Consider the following 17,047-nt stretch of genomic DNA (forward strand, 5'->3'; position numbering starts at 1 on the left):
TGGATGAGGTGCTATTCCATGCGTCCGCAGATGGCGAGTGCGGCAAGCGCGTAAATCTGCGCGCTTCGGGCGAGGTCCTCGGGTGTGGGCAACACGCGCGGAATGCCGCACGTGACCGCGGGAATCCGGTGCATGTTGAAGACATTGTGGTCGCGCCACATGCTCGAATAGATCGGGTCCGCCCGCGCCAGGGGCTGCCCGCGGACCATCTCGGTCGCGCAGCCAAGCGCGCCGACGAGTGGCGCGACGGCCTCGTCGTCGGCCCGATACCCGTGGCGCACAACGAGGGGACTGATCTCGAACTCGCCGAGATGCAGGGAGCGCAGCAAGCGCTCCAATTCCCGCTGCACTGGCGCGACGGTTTGCCTGGCGGTCAGTCCGACTTCCAGATAGAGCGCGCATACCTCGCTTCCGCTTCCGAACGTATGCGGTACGCCGGCTCGAATCGAATCGATCTGGACCTTGGGAACCGATAGGCCGCCCTCCGTTTCATACCGGTTGCGCACTTCGTAGTCCGCCGTCCATGCGTGCAAGGCTTCGATCAGCTTGCCGGTTCGATAGATGGGGTTCGGATGCGACGCGCAATCCGGGTTGTACGTCAGCGCGGGCGTGAACGCGCTCTCGCCCAGCAAGCGGATACGGAACAACACATAGCCGCAACCCTGCCACGTGATGCCGTAGTCGGTCCCTTCAGCGGCAATCGCATAGTCGGCCGCAACGCCGCCATGATGGAACAGGTAATGCGCGCCGATATCCTTGCCGAGGTAGTCGATACCCTGATATTCCTCGATCGGCTCGGGACCGATCTCACCGGGACAGGCAGTCAGGTAAAGCCTGCCGGACAGTTCGATGCCGGCCTTGCGCAGTGCCTTGGCGGCAATGAGAAAGCAGCTCATCGGCCCGCGGTCGTTCGTGATGGGGTAACCGTGCAGGCGATTGTCCTGCAGCCAGCACTGCGTCCATTCCTTGCGTTGAACGGTTTCCTGACGGTACTTGTAGCCGTCGAGCGCGGCCGAGCCCGCCGGGCTTTCGGTATCCAGATGCGCGGTAAACAGCAGATTGGGCGCATCGCCGCGACCGCCATACTCGCCGACGATGTTCGGACGCGCGGGCGTGGCCCCGACGGCGCGAGGCTTGAGCCCTTCCCGTTGCATCCAGTCGAATACATAGCCCGCCGCCGCGGCCTCCTCGCCGGAACGGCTCGGAATATTGCCGAGTTCGAGCGCCAGTTCGGTCAGTTCAACGGGATCGATGGCGTCCTCGATGCGCGCTTTGTCCTCGGCGGAAATCGGGTGCAACGTTGAAGCGGGCCGCTTGATCATTTTCGAGGTCACACTACGATCCTTTCGTGACGCGGCCGTTCCACATACCGACGATATCGTCCGTATCGAGAACGACCGCAAAGTTCTCCGCCAGCACCTCGAGGGTGTTGTGGTGGAAGTCATCGCGGTAAGCGCCGCAGGCGTCGCCCGCGACAACCACCAGCCAGTCTCGCTGAAACGCATCCCGCACCGTCGAGTCGACGCAACATTCCGTGGTCAACCCGCATATCACCAGCGTGTCGATGCCTTGGGCTCGAAGCCGGCTGTCGAGATCGGTCCCGACAAACGCGCTATAGCGCTGCTTCCATACAATCTGGTCGCCCGCCTCCGGCACGACCTGGTAGAAGGCTTCGCCACCGGAGCCGTCGCGGCATACGGCATAAGCACAAGCGGGATCGACGTTGCGATAGCGCATCCATTTGATCCAGGCTGGCGAATCGGTCGCGGGGTCCGTTTTCAGGCCCGCGAAGATCACCGGGATGCCTGCCTGGCGCGCAAGCGTGGCCAGGCGGCCGGCGTTTTCAATGGCCGGCGCGACGTCCGCGACCGGCACGCCCATCTGCGCGAGCGCACCTTCCGGCGAGCCGAAATCAACCTGGATATCGATGATGCAGAGCGCCACACCGCCTGGCGCCAGCCATTCGTTCATGGAAGGAGCGGTCATGAGAACTCGGCGCGCAAATGCGGAAGAATGTCCTGACCAAAGCGCGTCAGCCCAGTGACGTAATCGGGGAAAATCAACATCACGCCATCCAGTTCGCAATCCCGCAGCAATGCGGATAACTGTGCGTGGCAAGCGGCCGGATTGCCGATCGTCGTATGGGTCATGAATGCATTGCTCGCCCGCTCGACCATTGCGTTGTTCTTGCCGCTGACATCCACGCCGAAGCTGCGCATCATGCCCGTCACGGCCTCGACATCGAGACCCTCCCGATACTGTTGGGCGAGCGCCTCCGCCCGCGCATTCGTGTCCGCGCAAATCACCGTGGACATGCAGTACGTCTTGATCGTGGTGCCGAACTCCTCGGCCAGCGCCTTGGCACGCCGGCTGATAGCGCCGGTCTCGGCGTCGTCCTTGCCACCGATAAAGCAGGCATCGGTGTTGCGAACGCTGAACCGGAGTCCTCGTTCGGACTGTCCGGCACATACCAGGAAAGGACGCGGATTCGCGATGGGCTTGGGCTCCGAGATGCAATCCTTGATGGTGAAGAACTGCCCCTCGTAATCGACGCGTTGATCAGACCATAGCGATTTGATGATGTCGGTCCATTCAGCCGTCATCGCGTAGCGCTGGTCGTGATCGAGCGAGGCGTCCCAGGCGCCCATCTGCTCGAATTCCTCCTTGAACGAGCCCGAGACGATATTGAGTCCGGCTCGCCCTCCGCTGATCTGGTCGAGCGTCGTGATCATCTTCGCGACAACCGCGGGATTGTGCAGGCCGGCATGCATCGTGGCGATAATGCGCGCGCGACGCGTTGCCTCTGCAATCCCCGCCATCATCGTGACCGATTCGAGCGAGACGTCCCAGTGTTGCGTGGCGCCGCCGAAACCTCGCCATTTCGCCATCGACATAATGAAATCCAGACCGATCTCGTCGGCGAGGATGGCGGCCTCGCGATTTTGCCGGTACGAGGCATCCAGCACCGGCGTGCTGCGCGAAATGATCCATCCGCCTTTCGCGATTGGCAGAAAAACGCCGAACTCTTTAGAACATGTCATTAGGCACCTATGATCCACAACTAATAAAACAGCTTCTTCGCTTTACCGACAAACAGCGCCTCAAATACCGGAAGAGGCTTTACGGCTGAATAGCTGCCCCTTCACGGGCGGTCGCATGAGCGTGACCGCGAACGCGATAATTAACGGAATGATCGCGACCAGCAAAAACGCGCCGGTGAAGCTTCCGAGTTCATCTTTCACGCGGCCGGCAACCAACGGACCAAAACAGGCGAGTGTCGAAATAAGATTCGCCACGGAGAAAATCTCCAGGTACGGAAGCCGTCCGTAATAGTTGGACAGAAGAACGCTCGTGGCGAGAAAGGTCATGCCATAGCCCGCGCCGATTCCGATCGAGAAGACGATCAGCATCGGCAATGAAGTCGCCGCGCTGAGCGCGAGTGTGCCGATGACCATCAACAACAGGCTCGCAATCAGCATCTTCTTCGGTTCGATCTTTTCGCCGAACAGGCCCGCGATAAAACGGGAGAAAGAATTGATCAGCGCCTCGGCGCTCAGCAGCGCGGCCGCGGTCTGCGCGCTGAATCCGTGATCCGTGATATGCGCGACGGCAAAGCTATTGGTGGTAATGCCGACCAGCAGGAACGTGGTGTAGGCGGCAGCGATCGCGTAAAACTGCCACGTGCCCATTGCCTCACGCGCCGTCCATGCCTGCTCGGTGTGATAAACCGAGCTGTTCTCTTCCTGACGATGCGCGTTGCCCAACTGTTCGGCGTGCTCGCGCTCCCGGACACCCGAAGGCAGCAATACGGTCGCGAGGAGCCCGAGTACCACCAGGAAGAAGCCGGACAACGCCCAATGCATGCGCCAGTTCCCCAGCACATTCACGGCCAGAACCACGAGCCACGGACCCACGACGCCGCCGAGTCCGCCGACCGTGAAATAGAAGCCAAACGCGAACGCCTGATTCTTGTACATCCGGCCGATAACGTAAGTCCCCGGCACGGTGGCGACGAAGCTGAAGCCGACGCCCAGCAGAATCGCGCCGGCGAAATACAGTGCGAGGCCGTGACAATGCGCGAGAAGCGCGAAAGCCGCGGCGAGGATGACGGTGCCGGCCAGAAACGTCGGCCGCACGCCAACTCGGCGGATGAAGATGGCCGGCAGATAACTCGACAGGCCGCAGGCCAAACCCAGTAACGTGAACCCCAGTCCGGCGCTAGACCAGCTCCATTGCATTTCCTTGATCATGTCCGGCAGTACCACGCCCAACGACGTGAAGGTGGCCGCTGTGATCATGAAATAGATCGCGCTCAATAGCGCAAGTATGGCCCACTGATAACCTCTGCTATAGCTATTCATGCAATGCCTCGCAAGCTGATATTTAATTAAGACCGTTCCGAATCATTCGGGCTTCAATTGAAGCTGTATCTGATCAGCGCGCCATAGCTGAATTGATCGGTGGGGAAGTACTCCGTGCTCTGGATCTTGTACTTGTTCCTGATCGGATTCAGAACGATACCCAGCCACAAATGCCCGCCGGGCTGGCCCAATTCCTTGCCGAGGTCGTAGTGGAGTTCCGGTTTGAAATCGGTCGTCTCGGCCTGGCCGTGCAAACCGAAGGTATGGTCGAAAGTCCCGACAATCCGGAAATCGCCCAGTTTCGTCGAAAACGGGAAACCATAATCTATGTGAAGTCGCCGGTCATTCCAGCCCAGGCCGGGATTTCTTTCCCAGTAATAGATCGTGCGCAGCCAGCCGATCCAAGGAGCCTGCCAATCGATGCCGATGCCGGGAAAGTAGTTATAGCCCTGGTGCTCTGTCTTGGAGATCCATTGGGCAAACGTAATATCCTTGAACGGTCCCAGAGAGATATCCTTGCCCAACAGCTTGCCCAGGCTCAATCTCGGAACGAGCTTGTAATAGTAGGTCGTGGCGCCGCCGGCATAGTCGTTCTGCAGCGAGGTTTCGAAAATAGAATAGGTGTAGAGATCACCAAAGCGATAGTCACCGAACGATTCAAAAATCGGCGAGAAGGTGGTTTTAGGATCGACCTTGTTGCCCCCCTGCAGATAGCCGCTCACGTCGAACGACTGGTAATTCACAAATCCCCCGGAATACGCAAACACAGACTGAGACGAGCCGATCGCCGCGAGAAGCAGACATGCGGTTGCAATAGTTTTAAACATGATAATTAGATCCGTGAAATTCGGATTTATAAGAGATCTTTTCTCAATGATTTGATTAAAGCGAATCCGTGAGAAACATCTGACAAGAACCGCCGGCCCGTTAGTTATTAGTGGTTATGCTCAACACGGCGCAAATGTACCGAGACATAAAAAACCACGCTTGCAAAAATCCGCATAAGGACTTGGACTGGTCACCCGGACCGGTGCGACGCGACACGCCTTTTTTACTTTTTTTGTTGGCGCAATCGGTGGCGCGATCGATTACGTGCAGGCGGGCTGCGCCGGGCGATTTCAGCGCCGCTGTGTGGGCGCCTGCGCGGCTCTGTTCGAATTGGCGTCCGTCAGACGCGCGAAGATCGGCGCGGGCGCGATCATCCGGCCTCGCGCCCGTGTTCCATTGCAATGCCTAACCCTTGACCGCCCCCGCAGTCAATCCGGTGATGATCTGGCGCGCGGCGACGAGCGTGAAAATGAGCGGGGGAATCGCAATCAGGCTTCCGAGCGCCATGATCTTTCCCCAGTCGACGCCTATGTCCGTGATGTAAAGCGACGTTGCAACGGGCAACGTGCGCGTTCCGCGGTCGGTCAGCACGAGTGCAAGGATGAATTCATTCCACGCGATGCGGAAAGTAAAAATGGCGGCGGCGGCAAGACCTGGCCGGATCAGCGGGAGAAATACCTTGTAGAAGACCCCAATCGGCCCGCAACCATCGAGCGCGGCGGCTTCCTCCAGTTCAATCGGAATCTGAATGACGAAACCGTACAGCAGCCAGATAGTGAACGGCAGGTTCACCGCCACATACAACAGGATCAGACCTGAAAGGCTGTTCACCATGTTCCACCGGCTCCAGATCATGAACACCGGCAGTGCCAGTACCGCTAGCGGCACCGTGCGCAGCATCAGCGTCGCGTAGGCAACGGCGGTACGCCCCGGGAAACGGAAACGCGCCAGTCCATAAGCCGCCATGCAGCCGAGCAGAAGCGTAAGCGCCGTCGACACGACACCCACGATCAGGCTGTTTCCGAGGTAACGGGCGAAATTGTCCTCGCCGAGCACCGCGCGGTAGTTCTCCAGCGTCGGCGTGAACAGCAGATTCAAAGGCTCGCCAAATATCTGCGTCTGATTGCGCAGCGACGTGACGAAGATGAGTGCGATCGGCGCCACGCACAGACAGGCCAGGATCACCAGCGCGGTGTAGTGCAGGCCGATGAGCAACGGGGAGCGGCGCATTACATCTTCTCCTGTTTCAGTGGATTCGAAAAGCGCAGCGCCACGCACGACAGGAGTGCGACGACCGCCAGCAACAGCACGGAAATCGCCGCGGCGGAGCCCAGGTTCTGGCTGACGAACGCGGCCTTGTAGATGTGCAGGGAAAGAATTTCCGTCGCATCACCCGGCCCGCCGAAGGTGAGAATGTAGATAACCTCGAGCACACGAAATGCGTCGATCACGCGCATCAACAGCGTGATCGCAATCACGTGAGCGACCATCGGCAGCTTGACCCGCCAGGTCATTTGCCACCACGTGGCGCCGTCGATACGCGACGCTTCGAGTACCGATCCATCGACACTGGCGAGGGCCGCAAGCATCATGATCAACACGAATGGCGTCCATTGCCAGATATCCGACACGACGATTGCAATGAAGGAAAGGCTGGGATCGGCCAGCCACGCATGAGGCGCCATGCCGAAGTGCTGCAGGATCGCATTGACGAAGCCGAACTGCGCGTCGAACAGATATCGCCACGTCAGACCCACGGCAATCGGCGCAATCATCATGGGAAGAATGAACATGCTGCGGAAGAACGCCATTGCGCGCGCGGGCGCTTCGAGCAACAGCGCCAATGCGATGCCGAGGCTCATTTCGGCGGTGACGCAAACAAACGCGAACAGCAGCGTAACCCGCAACGAACTCCAGACGGCAGGGTCCGCAAAGGCTGTCCTGAAGTGACGAAGTCCGACCCAGTGGGCGTCGGCCCACGGCGTTCCCATCGACCAGTCGAAGAAACCTAGCTGAATGCCGGAGATCAAGGGATATAGACAGGCGGCGGCCATGACGGCCGCCGCCGGGCCCACGTAAACCAACGGGACCCAGGAGGGCGTTCTCATGAAAGGAAATTCCGGTGACAGCGGCGCCGGTGATCGCATCCGATCGAAGGCTGCCTCTTGTATGGGATATCTACGTGCTCAGACCTTGTAGCCGGCGCTTCGCATGATCTCCAGTACTTTGGCGATCTCACCGTTCAATGCCGCAGCTGGTGACGAAGCGCCAATCAGCGCGTTCGAAATGCCCACGCCGAGAGCCTGATCGACAATGGCGTCCCAAACGGGAATCATTGGCCGCCAGTCCGGATCGATGTATTTGATCTGTTCCCGCAATACGGCAAATTCGGGAAACTGCCGGGTCATCGCGGGGTCGGCTATCGTCGAGACCCGGCTGGGGCTACCGCCCGCACGGCAAACGGCTTTGTCCTGTTCTTTCGATGTGAGCCATTGAAGAAGAAGGAACGCCGCCTCGGCATTCCTCGAATTTCGCGGGATCGCGAGGCCAAGCCCGCCTGCTTCGCTCGAGTAACGGCTGCCTTTGGGGTGAACCGCATACCCCACCTTGTCGCTGATTCTGGAGCGAGTCTTGTCCCGCACCGGACCGAAAATAGCGGTCGCGTCCAGGTACATCGCCGCCTGCCCTTCCAGGAAAGCGGTCATCATTTCCCCCTGACCGTAGCTCGGGATGCCCACCGGTCCTGTTTGCACGACATCCTGCAGAAACCTCAACGCCTTCACGCCGTTATCGTCGTTGAAGACCGGCGAAAAAACGCCGGAGTTATAGTCAAACACTTTTCCGCCCAGCGGATTGAGGTGCAGCAGCCATGCTTGCAGACATTGGTGTCCAGCCTGTCCGCGCGAGGTCAATGCGCCGATCCGCGCCTTGTCCTTGATGACGTAAAGCAGTTTGTGAAGCTCGTCGTAGGTTTGCGGCACCTTCAGATCATATTGGCTGAAAACGTCACGCCGATAAGCCAAAATGGACGTCTCCGCGCCATAGGGGACGCCGTATAACCTGGCGCCAGGGCCGGACAGATATCCCTTCTCCCCGCCCACGAGTCCGATGTTCTCCACATAGGCCGGCACCATGTCCGCCATGTCGTAACCTGCGTCCGACAACTGTGGGTTCTTGAAGAACGGCGCAAGCTCGCGCAGCAGGTTCTTGTTGACGTACTCGGTTTTCCACGTGGCAATGTAGCTGATCAGATCGTAATCGCCTTGAGGCTTCGACATTTCCAGCAACTGCTTGTCGCGCATGCGCAGCATCTGCATCTTGTCCAGTTCGACCTTGATGCCGGTCAGCGCGGTGAATTGAGGCAACAGCCTGATCATCGCCTCGTAGTGCGGATGCGACGGAATGCTCAGAACGAGCGACGTTCCCTTGTACTTCGCGAACCGATCCTGCGCGTGACTGCTGGAGATCGGAAGCCCTGCCGCGAACACCGAAAGTCCCGCGAGTTTTACGAATTCCCTGCGTTGCACGATTGTCTCCTGAATGGTGCTGGATGCGTTGCCGTCAATGTCCCAGGCGTTGCGTGGTGGCCGTGTCGAATAGATGCAGTGCCTGCGGATCGAAACCGATGCCGACGGTCTGGTGCGCGAGCGCGTGACAATCGCCGGGGGCGACCACGGTGAGCCGCACGCGCGGATCGGTCGCGAGACGGCCAACCAGCACGCTTTCCGTGCCGAGGTACTCGACGACGTCGACGATCAGTCTCAACGAATGCGCGCCACCCGTGAGTTGCAGCGCTTGTGGCCGCAACCCGAGCGTGATGTCGCGCCCCGCTTCCAATGCGGTTTGCAGCCGCGCGGCGGGTACATGAAACTGGAACCCCGTCCCGGCCAGCGTGAGCGCACCGTCATGAACTTCCACGCGCGCGGGAATCAGATTCATCGTCGGCGTGCCGATAAAGCTCGCCACGAACAGATTGGCCGGCTTTGAAAAGACTTCGGCGGGTGTGCCGATCTGCTGAATCCTTCCCTTGTCGAAGATGACGATGCGTGAAGCGAGCGTCATCGCTTCGACCTGGTCGTGCGTCACGTAGACCGTCGTCTTTCCGAGGCGCTCATGCAACAGCGCGAGTTCCGCGCGCATATGGCCGCGCAACTTGGCGTCGAGATTCGAGAGCGGCTCATCGAAGAGAAATACTTCCGGCTCGCGCACGATGGCCCGACCGATCGCCACACGCTGTCGCTGGCCGCCCGATAGCTCCCTGGGTTTGCGTGACAGCAGCTTTTCGATATTCAGTGTTTTGGCAGCGGCATTGACCAGGGTTTCGATGTCCGAGTCGGACCGCCCCGCAAGGCGCAATGCAAACGACAGGTTTTGCGCGACGTCCATGTGCGGGTACAACGCATAGTTCTGAAACACCATGGCAATGTCGCGCTTCGCTGGTGCAACCCGCGTCACATCACGGCCAGCAATGTGGATCTGGCCTTCGGTCACCGACTCGAGACCCGCGATCATGCGCAATGTGGTGGATTTCCCGCAGCCGGATTCGCCCAGCAGCACGACGAACTCGCCTTCGTCGATCCGCAGATCCAGATGCTCGACCACCGTTGTCGCACCAAAGCGCTTGACGACCTGGCGCAGTTCAAGTCCTGACATGAAGTCTCCGTATGTTGATGTCGTTCGGTTCAATCGTGTCGCGGCGTGCGCCAGCGGCGCTCCCATGACCGCGCCGAATAGCGGCGTATGCCCCATCCGATCGATCGGCGCCTGTTTCCTGGATGAATCTCGTCGGGTCCCCAGATCGCCTGGTAGGTATCGATGCATCGGCCTTGCCGCTGCCAGCGAACCGCAAGCGCGCCGAGCAGGCACAACCATGACGCGAGCACGACCGCCATCCAGCGCGGCGCGTCCGCCGCATACAGACCTGTCGCCACCGCGAAGAGCGCAGCCAGAATCGCGCTCGTGCCGAGTATCTTGTGAAGGAGTTCGAACGCGACGCGGCGCGGCGTCATGTCGTAGTGATCGCCTCGAAAGGAATCGCCGGAACGCTGGTTTCCGCGACGCGGATCGTTGGGACCGCCCTTGGTTCCGCGCACTATCCCGCCGGCAATCTGCAGCCAGCCCGCCGCACCGATGCACCATCCCAAGGTTCCATGCGCCCTCGCCAGCCATGAAGCGCCGGGCGCGTTGCGCCATGCGAGGGCGAGGCCAGCGCTCATCAGCAGCACGCCTGCCCACTGAAGCGTCTGGTGCGCGCGCCACCATGTCTTGTTGTCGAGTTCGGCGGGCCACGACTGATGTGGCAGGACTTTGAAATATCGCGCCGCGAGGACACCGGCAGGCAGCAACACCGCCCAACTAAGCACCATCAGTCGTCCATGCCAGGCGAGCCAGGTCGCGACGTGATGTTCGCCGGCGCCTGATAGCGGCATGAGAAGCCAGGTAAAGACACTGTGCATGCTATGCCCTGTAGGCGGGTGCGATGGGTGCGAACGGATTCGCCGTCACCTGCGGCCCTTGCGCGGTTCGCAGAAGTCGTAGCGAGACCGTTCCTTCAAACAGACGGCGCCGACACCGGTTCAATTCCGCAAAGACGCATTCTTGTTCTTGGTTCACGCTCGACGTTCTTCTCTTTATCGTCGCGGCGTGGTCTCGATTGGGTGCAGATTATGGGCACCCACTCGATTGCCAACTATTGAAAGTTATGAATAGGGTGATTGCCGGCGGTTATACGAAGGAAAATGAGAGGTGAAGCGTGTGCAGTTGTAATAAAGCTGAAGCGGCGCGCCGCCTGTTTTCAGTCATTGGAAGCGAACGCGCGCTCGTCGAACCTCACGCCAGATCGCGCCGCATGAACACGCGTTTCGATTCGTCGAGTCCGCGCGCGATATGCGCTTCGCGCCGCGCGATCAGCGCCGCGTCGAGTTCGGCTGACTCGATGTCGCGAAAGCCGAGCCGCCGATAGTACGGCGCATTCCACGGCACCTCGCGATACGTCGACAGCGTGAGTTGCATCGCCCCTCGCGCACGCGCGAGTTGCGCGACCTGCTCGATCAGCGCCGCGCCGATGCGCCGCCCGGCATGCGTGGTGAGCACGTCCAACTCCTGCACGTAGAAGCGCGCGGGCTGCGGCTCGAACATCACGAATCCGACGCATGTTTGATCGGCTTCCACGGCGACGATGATTTCGCGCGCGGCGATCTTGCGCTCGACGAGTTCCAGCGGCATGGGCGGCGCATCGGCAATACCCGTCATGCCGACGCTGACGAAACGCAGACCCGCTTCGAATTCGATCGCACGGATCACGGCCGCATCGTGCGGTTCGGCAAAACGGAAAGTGACGGCGTGGGCGCGTTGCATGAGCGTTTCCTACGTTCGTTTATTCCAGGGCATGCCGCGATATTGACATTGGCCACGCGAAATAAACAAGCGCCCAACGCCGCCACGGCACTAAACTCCTGAGCATCGGTATTTCCCTTTCGAGCCACGATGGACCTGACGCATTTTCTGCAGATCGCCCTGCACTTCGACCAGCACCTGAGCGGCCTGACCGCCGAATACGGCGCCGTCGTTTACGCGATGCTGTTTCTCGTCGTATTCGTGGAGATCGGTTTTCTGCCGCTCTTTTTCCTGCCTGGCGATCCGCTGATTTTCATCTGCGGCGCGCTCGCCGCCACCGGCGCGCTGAACGTCTGGTTCGTGGTTCCGGTGCTGTTCGCCGCCACGGTGGCCGGCAGCATCGTCGACTATGCAATCGGCCGCGCGATCGGCGAAAAGGTCTATACCGCCGACTATCGCTGGCTCGACAAGAATGCGCTGCGCAAGGCGCACGCGTTTTACGAAGCGCGTGGCGGCCTGACGTTTCTGCTGTCGCCGTTCATCGCCGTGGTGCGAACCTTCGCGCCGTTCGTCGCCGGCGTTTCACGCATGACGTTCGCGCGTTTCGTGTCGTTCGTCACCGCCGGAGCGGCGCTGTGGATCGTCTCGCTGGTCGCGGCGGGTTATCTGTTCGGCAACGTGCCGCTGGTGCGCGATCACATGAGTTCGATCGTGCTGCTGGGCGTCTCGCTCGGCGTCGGTTCGTTGCTCGTCAGCGCCGTGTGGCGCTTCGTCAACCGGCGCATGCGCGCTCACTGATTCGCAGGGTCATGACAGCGTTATCCGCCTTGCGGGCTTTCGCGCCGGCGCTGATCGTCGCGGTCGGCACACCCGTCCCCGCATCGCCGCGCGGGTCGCGCGCGTGCTGACCAACGCCACGCCGCGATAAGCCGGGCCGCGCCGTGTCATCGGCGCATGACCGGCTCACCTCTGCTTACACCCAGCCTTCGATCTTCAGGCCGCTCGCGCGCTCGGCTTCCTCGCGCGACACGCTGCGCACCGTTTGGCCGAAGCTCCAGATGTGCCCTTCAGGATCGCGGGCGGCGTAGACGCGGTCGCCGTAAAACTGATCGGCCGGCTCACGCGTAATGATCGCGCCCGCGGCGCGCGCGCTCGCGCAGTGTTCGTCGATGCCCTCGCGCAATTGCACGTGTACCGACTGCGTGTTCTTGCCGCCGATCGAAGCGGGACTGGCCGAGTCGTCGGACCATTCGCCGGCGATCATCACGTAGCTGTCGCCAAAGCGCATCTCCGAATGGGCCAATCGGCCGTCGCTATCCGTGATGACCATCCGGCGCTCGAAGCCGAATGCTTTTTCGAGCCAGTCGAGCGCGGCGAACGGGTCCCGGTAGTACACCGCCGAACCCAGCGACGGACGATGAAGCGAATCGCTCATGCTTGTCTCCTTTGTAAGCCTTCACGTCGATATTTAACACCGCGGTTAAGCGGATCGACAAGGCGGAATGATGTGGCCGCGGCGGCCCCGTTCGGTCCGATCGTTCATCCGCGTACCCACGCAGCCAGGAAGCTGTTTGTCGGCACGACGTTTGCGTAATGAAAGCAACGCGGCATGCCGGCGCTCGGCGCGCGGTGTCGCGGCAGCCTATCGTTCGCATCGGGAGCGCGACATGGACGCATCAGCGGCTTCTGCATTACCCGCGCCACCGCCGGTCCCCATCGTGCTGGTGTACAGCCAGGGCCGCAAAGCGGCGGGCGGCGGTCACGAACTCGACACCCAATGGGAGCTTGCCCGGCAGATCGCCGAACTGAAAGGCGCGCAACTTGCTGGCAACGTCGATGACGCGTGCATCGTTTCGGCGGACCGCTACCTGGTCCCCGACGACACGTTGACCGTGGATGAAGCGCGCAAGCTGGGCGTCGCGTCGGAGCGCGATCTGTACGGCGGCGTGGTGCCGTATCCGTTCGTCGCGACGAAGCTGATCGCGCACGAATTGCCGCCGGGCGCGCGGCATGCGCCGCAAGGCTGGTCGCGTGAATTCAGCGAGCAGGTTCGCGGACTCGTGCTGCCGGGCTACGCGGCGTTCTCGCGGGACGACGCGCTCGACGCCGCCGCGTTGCTGTGGCCGGGCGGGCGGGTGCGCATCAAGCGGCCTTACGGCATCGGCGGCGCGGGGCAAGCGCTCGTGGAAACCGGCGAGCAGCTCGCCGCCGAACTCGACGACATCGGCGACGCTGCGTTGCGGGCCGAGGGCGTCGTCGTCGAACGGCATCTGGAGAACATCGAGACGCTGAGTGTCGGCCGCGTCACGCTCGACGGCCTGGTGGCGAGCTATCACGGCGTGCAGAGACTGACGGTCAACAACCACGGTCATCATGTGTACGGCGGCTCGGACCTCGTCGTCGTGCGCGGCGATTTCGACGCGCTCGCGCGTCTCGACATGGCGGACGACGTTCGAGAGGCCATTGCCCGGGCGCGCGCGTTCGATGCCTGCGTGCAAAAGTACTACGCCGGCTTCTACGCGTCGCGGCGCAACTATGACGTGGGCTGGGGCGCCGACGCGAACGGCACGCACTATTGCGGCGTGCTCGAACAGTCGTGGCGGCTGGGCGGCGCGAGCGGCGCGGAAATCGGCGCGCTGCGCGTGCTCCAGGCGGACCGCAACGCGCACACGGTGCGGGCGTCGACGTGGGAAATCTATGGCGCGCACGCCGAGGTGCCCGCGGACGCGTGCCTGATCTATCACGGCACCGATCCGCAGGCGGGCGAAATCACGAAGTTTTATACGGTAGACGGGAGTAGCGAAACATGACGGCGGACAGATACCGCGTGCAAATACCCATCGAAACCGGTCATCTCGACGCGACCATCCTCGCGCCGAAGACGACCGTGCCAGGCGTGCTCTTCGTGCATGGCTGGGGCGGCAATCAGGACCAGTATCTGGAACGCGCGCGGCAGGCCGCGGCGCTCGGCTGCGTGTGCCTCACGTTCGACCTGACCGGGCACGCGCGCACACGCAGCGAGCAGGAGACGGTCACGCGCGAAACCAACCTCAACGATCTGCTGGCCGCCTACGACACGTTGGCGAAGCATCCGCTGATCGACCGCAATTCGATCGCGGTGATCGGCAGCAGTTACGGCGGCTACCTCGCGAGCATTCTTACCTCGCTGCGGCCGGTGCGCTGGCTCGGCATGCGCGTGCCCGCCCTGTATCTCGACGAAGGCTGGAACATTCCGAAGCGCGCGCTGCACGTCAAGCATGACATCGTCGCTTATAGAAAGCGCATCGTGGCCTCCGGCGAGAATCGCGCGTTGCGCGCCGCGGCGGCATTCAAGGGCGACGTGCTGCTGGTCGAGTCGGAGCGCGATCAGTTCGTGCCGCACACGGTAATCGCCAGCTATCTGCAGGCGTTCCTGAGCGCGCATTCGTTGACCTACCGGATCATCGACGGCGCCGATCATGGACTGAGCGACGAAGGCAGTCAGCGTGCGTACACGGCGCTCGTCGTGACGTGGCTCGGCGAGATGATCGGCGGCTTGCGAGCGGGCAGCCGGGGCGAAGCAGCGAACCCGCCGATTCGGTGAGGCGGCTCGGGCGGCATCGACTTGCCGCGCGGCGAGCCGCTGGCCGCTGGTTCGGTACAGCGCTATGGGCCACTCCAGGCCGCCATGAGTCCGCTATACGCCGCCTTACTTCGCCACCGGCATTGTGAATTCGGCGCCCTTCGCGATGCTGTCCGGCCAGCGCTGCATGATGCTCTTGTAGCGCGTGTAGAAGCGGATGCCTTCTTCGCCGTAAGCGTGGTGGTCGCCGAACAGCGAGCGCTTCCAGCCGCCGAACGAGTGCCAGGCCATCGGCACCGGAATCGGCACGTTGATGCCGACCATGCCCACCTGGATCTGCCGGCCGAACGCACGCGCCACGCCGCCGTCCGACGTGAAAAGCGACACGCCGTTGCCGAACTCGTGCGCGTTGATCAACTCCACCGCGCTCGCGAAATCGGGCACCCGCACCACCGCCAGCACCGGGCCGAAAATCTCTTCCTTGTAGATCTTCATGTGCGTGCCGACCTGGTCGAACAGCGTGCCGCCGATGAAGAAGCCCTCTTCGCTCGCCACCGGATGCGCGCGGCCGTCGACGATCAGCTTCGCCCCTTCGGCCACGCCCGACGCGATATAACCGGCCACCTTGGCCTTATGTTCGGCGGTCACCAACGGCCCCATCTCGGCGTCGAGGTGTTCGCCGTTCTTGATCACCAGCGATTCGACGCGCGGCACCAGCTTCTCGATCAACCGATCGGCGACGTTGCCGACCGCCACCGCCACCGAGATCGCCATGCAGCGCTCGCCCGCCGAACCGTAGGCCGCGCCGATCAACGCATCGACGGCCTGGTCCAGATCGGCGTCCGGCATCACCACCAGATGATTCTTCGCGCCGCCGAGCGCCTGCACGCGCTTGCCGCGCTTCGACGCTTCCGTATGAATATATTCGGCGATCGGCGTCGAGCCGACGAACGACAGCGCGGCGACGTCGGGATGATCGATCAGCGCATCGACGGCCACCTTGTCGCCGTTCACGACGTTGAACACGCCGTCCGGCAAGCCGGCTTCCTTGAGCAATTCGGCGAGGCGCAGCGACGCGGACGGATCGCGCTCCGACGGCTTCAACACGAAGGTGTTGCCGCAGGCGAGCGCGACCGGGAACATCCACATCGGCACCATCACCGGGAAATTGAACGGCGTGATGCCCGCGACCACGCCGAGCGGCTGACGCAGATTCCAGTTGTCGATGCCGCCGCCGATCTGGTCGGTGAAGTCGGTCTTGAGCAGATTCGGAACGCCGCACGCGAACTCGACCACTTCGATGCCGCGCACCACTTCGCCTTGCGCGTCCGTGAACACCTTGCCGTGTTCGCGCGTGATCAGCATCGCCAGTTCGTCGTGATGCTGATTGAGCAATTCCTTGAACCTGAACAGAATGCGGGCGCGCTTGAGCGGCGCGGTTTCGCTCCAGGCCGGAAACGCCGCCCTGGCGGCCTTGACCGCCGCGTCCACTTCCTCGACCGACGCGAGCGCGACCGAGCCGCTCACCTGGCCGGTGGCGGGATTGAACACGTCCTTGAAGCGGCCGCTCGCCGGTGCGGCGGGCGCGCCGCCGATGTAGTGGCCCAACTGCTGCACAGTCAGCTTCGCTTGTTCATTCGCTACATTCATTTCCTTACCTCGTTCGGGATCGACGCGTCAGCACCGCGCCGTAAGCAGGAAGATCGGGCCGCGCCGCACGGCGCGGTATGCAAGGCCGCGCGCTCGCCGGCAGGCTCCGTCAAGACCCGCCAACTGTATCGACGGTGCCGGTCATATTCCCGATACAGCGCAATAAAACCGCGCCTCGCTGTATTGTTTTTCGCCTGACAACTGTATTGGTCGGTGAACCTGGCGCGGCCCGCCTACTCCCCGTAAGTCCTGGCTTGCAAAGTTTCGCTTTAAGGACGCCAATGAAGTCGCCTTGAAAGCTGCTCGAAAA

Annotated in this window: 16 protein-coding genes; 3 read left to right on the forward strand and 13 right to left on the reverse strand. The window is 61.8% G+C overall.

Annotated features, from left to right (window positions below; genetic code table 11):
* Positions 1-11 precede the first annotated feature (11 nt).
* From ACOCG7_RS11180 to ACOCG7_RS11230, 11 genes are all read right to left on the reverse strand, one after another.
* A complete protein-coding gene (locus ACOCG7_RS11180) occupies positions 12-1,334 on the reverse strand; it encodes a hypothetical protein (protein WP_200799503.1) in 1,323 nt (440 codons plus the stop codon).
* 1 nt (position 1,335) lies between these two features.
* Positions 1,336-1,986, reverse strand: coding sequence for a cysteine hydrolase family protein (locus ACOCG7_RS11185; protein ID WP_073427401.1), 651 nt, complete (start codon positions 1,984-1,986; stop codon positions 1,336-1,338).
* Positions 1,983-3,041, reverse strand: coding sequence for an LLM class flavin-dependent oxidoreductase (locus ACOCG7_RS11190; RefSeq protein WP_073427400.1), 1,059 nt, complete (start codon positions 3,039-3,041; stop codon positions 1,983-1,985). Before ACOCG7_RS11190 ends, ACOCG7_RS11185 begins: the two co-directional genes overlap by 4 nt.
* A 60-nt stretch (positions 3,042-3,101) precedes the next feature.
* Positions 3,102-4,361 carry a CynX/NimT family MFS transporter gene (locus ACOCG7_RS11195; RefSeq protein ID WP_114164297.1) on the reverse strand — a complete coding sequence of 420 codons (1,260 nt, stop codon included), beginning with the start codon at positions 4,359-4,361 and terminating at the stop codon, positions 3,102-3,104.
* A 53-nt stretch (positions 4,362-4,414) separates the two neighbouring features.
* Entirely contained in the window at positions 4,415-5,188 is a 774-nt protein-coding gene (locus ACOCG7_RS11200) for an outer membrane protein OmpK (RefSeq protein ID WP_073427398.1), read from the reverse strand.
* Positions 5,189-5,594: 406 nt separating this feature from the next.
* The gene (locus tag ACOCG7_RS11205) at positions 5,595-6,419 is read right to left on the reverse strand and encodes a carbohydrate ABC transporter permease (RefSeq protein ID WP_073427397.1); all 825 of its coding nucleotides are present in this window, start codon (positions 6,417-6,419) and stop codon (positions 5,595-5,597) included.
* Positions 6,419-7,297 (reverse strand): carbohydrate ABC transporter permease, encoded by an 879-nt coding sequence (locus tag ACOCG7_RS11210; protein ID WP_073427396.1) that lies wholly within the window; start codon positions 7,295-7,297, stop codon positions 6,419-6,421. Before ACOCG7_RS11210 ends, ACOCG7_RS11205 begins: the two co-directional genes overlap by 1 nt.
* 78 nt (positions 7,298-7,375) lie before the next feature.
* Positions 7,376-8,716 (reverse strand): ABC transporter substrate-binding protein, encoded by a 1,341-nt coding sequence (locus ACOCG7_RS11215; protein ID WP_073427395.1) that lies wholly within the window; start codon positions 8,714-8,716, stop codon positions 7,376-7,378.
* Positions 8,717-8,750: 34 nt separating this feature from the next.
* A complete protein-coding gene (locus ACOCG7_RS11220) occupies positions 8,751-9,842 on the reverse strand; it encodes an ABC transporter ATP-binding protein (RefSeq protein ID WP_073427394.1) in 1,092 nt (363 codons plus the stop codon).
* Between the two features lie 29 nt (positions 9,843-9,871).
* Positions 9,872-10,618 carry a cytochrome b561 domain-containing protein gene (locus ACOCG7_RS11225; RefSeq protein ID WP_235004799.1) on the reverse strand — a complete coding sequence of 249 codons (747 nt, stop codon included), beginning with the start codon at positions 10,616-10,618 and terminating at the stop codon, positions 9,872-9,874.
* 400 nt (positions 10,619-11,018) lie between these two features.
* A complete protein-coding gene (locus ACOCG7_RS11230; protein WP_073427393.1) occupies positions 11,019-11,546 on the reverse strand; it encodes a GNAT family N-acetyltransferase in 528 nt (175 codons plus the stop codon).
* Positions 11,547-11,675: 129 nt separating this feature from the next.
* On the opposite strand from ACOCG7_RS11230, the gene ACOCG7_RS11235 reads away from it, so the two are divergent.
* Positions 11,676-12,323, forward strand: coding sequence for a VTT domain-containing protein (locus ACOCG7_RS11235; protein WP_073427392.1), 648 nt, complete (start codon positions 11,676-11,678; stop codon positions 12,321-12,323).
* A gap of 175 nt (positions 12,324-12,498) precedes the next feature.
* Here ACOCG7_RS11235 and ACOCG7_RS11240 read toward each other — a convergent pair whose 3' ends face one another.
* Positions 12,499-12,960, reverse strand: a complete 462-nt coding sequence (locus ACOCG7_RS11240; RefSeq protein ID WP_073427391.1) for a VOC family protein — start codon at positions 12,958-12,960, stop codon at positions 12,499-12,501.
* Positions 12,961-13,192: 232 nt separating this feature from the next.
* Here ACOCG7_RS11240 and ACOCG7_RS11245 point away from each other — a divergent pair, with 232 nt between their 5' ends.
* Both ACOCG7_RS11245 and ACOCG7_RS11250 read left to right on the forward strand, forming a co-directional pair.
* Positions 13,193-14,335: a DUF3182 family protein gene (locus tag ACOCG7_RS11245; protein ID WP_073427478.1), complete on the forward strand. Its 1,143-nt coding sequence runs from the start codon at positions 13,193-13,195 to the stop codon at positions 14,333-14,335.
* Positions 14,332-15,108, forward strand: a complete 777-nt coding sequence (locus tag ACOCG7_RS11250) for an alpha/beta hydrolase family protein (protein ID WP_073427390.1) — start codon at positions 14,332-14,334, stop codon at positions 15,106-15,108. The genes ACOCG7_RS11245 and ACOCG7_RS11250 overlap by 4 nt, the downstream gene beginning before the upstream one ends.
* A 105-nt stretch (positions 15,109-15,213) precedes the next feature.
* On the opposite strand, the gene ACOCG7_RS11255 is transcribed toward ACOCG7_RS11250, so the two are convergent.
* On the reverse strand, positions 15,214-16,737 hold the full coding sequence (locus tag ACOCG7_RS11255; RefSeq protein WP_073427389.1) for a CoA-acylating methylmalonate-semialdehyde dehydrogenase: 1,524 nt from the start codon (positions 16,735-16,737) through the stop codon (positions 15,214-15,216).
* Positions 16,738-17,047 lie beyond the last annotated feature (310 nt).

Source organism: Paraburkholderia sp. DD10, assembly GCF_049177125.1.
Taxonomy (GTDB): Bacteria; Pseudomonadota; Gammaproteobacteria; order Burkholderiales; family Burkholderiaceae; genus Paraburkholderia; species Paraburkholderia terricola.

Bases quoted from the DNA above. Each gene is read 5' to 3' on its own strand.
- ACOCG7_RS11185 (WP_073427401.1), bottom strand. From the start codon at position 1,986: ATGACCGCTCCTTCCATGAACGAATGGCTGGCGCCAGGCGGTGTGGCG.
- ACOCG7_RS11190 (WP_073427400.1), bottom strand. From the start codon at position 3,041: ATGACATGTTCTAAAGAGTTCGGCGTTTTTCTGCCAATCGCGAAAGGC.
- ACOCG7_RS11195 (WP_114164297.1), bottom strand. From the start codon at position 4,361: ATGAATAGCTATAGCAGAGGTTATCAGTGGGCCATACTTGCGCTATTG.
- ACOCG7_RS11200 (WP_073427398.1), bottom strand. From the start codon at position 5,188: ATGTTTAAAACTATTGCAACCGCATGTCTGCTTCTCGCGGCGATCGGC.
- ACOCG7_RS11205 (WP_073427397.1), bottom strand. From the start codon at position 6,419: ATGCGCCGCTCCCCGTTGCTCATCGGCCTGCACTACACCGCGCTGGTG.
- ACOCG7_RS11210 (WP_073427396.1), bottom strand. From the start codon at position 7,297: ATGAGAACGCCCTCCTGGGTCCCGTTGGTTTACGTGGGCCCGGCGGCG.
- ACOCG7_RS11220 (WP_073427394.1), bottom strand. From the start codon at position 9,842: ATGTCAGGACTTGAACTGCGCCAGGTCGTCAAGCGCTTTGGTGCGACA.
- ACOCG7_RS11225 (WP_235004799.1), bottom strand. From the start codon at position 10,618: ATGCCGCTATCAGGCGCCGGCGAACATCACGTCGCGACCTGGCTCGCC.
- ACOCG7_RS11230 (WP_073427393.1), bottom strand. From the start codon at position 11,546: ATGCAACGCGCCCACGCCGTCACTTTCCGTTTTGCCGAACCGCACGAT.
- ACOCG7_RS11235 (WP_073427392.1), top strand. From the start codon at position 11,676: ATGGACCTGACGCATTTTCTGCAGATCGCCCTGCACTTCGACCAGCAC.
- ACOCG7_RS11240 (WP_073427391.1), bottom strand. From the start codon at position 12,960: ATGAGCGATTCGCTTCATCGTCCGTCGCTGGGTTCGGCGGTGTACTAC.
- ACOCG7_RS11245 (WP_073427478.1), top strand. From the start codon at position 13,193: ATGGACGCATCAGCGGCTTCTGCATTACCCGCGCCACCGCCGGTCCCC.
- ACOCG7_RS11250 (WP_073427390.1), top strand. From the start codon at position 14,332: ATGACGGCGGACAGATACCGCGTGCAAATACCCATCGAAACCGGTCAT.
- ACOCG7_RS11255 (WP_073427389.1), bottom strand. From the start codon at position 16,737: ATGAATGTAGCGAATGAACAAGCGAAGCTGACTGTGCAGCAGTTGGGC.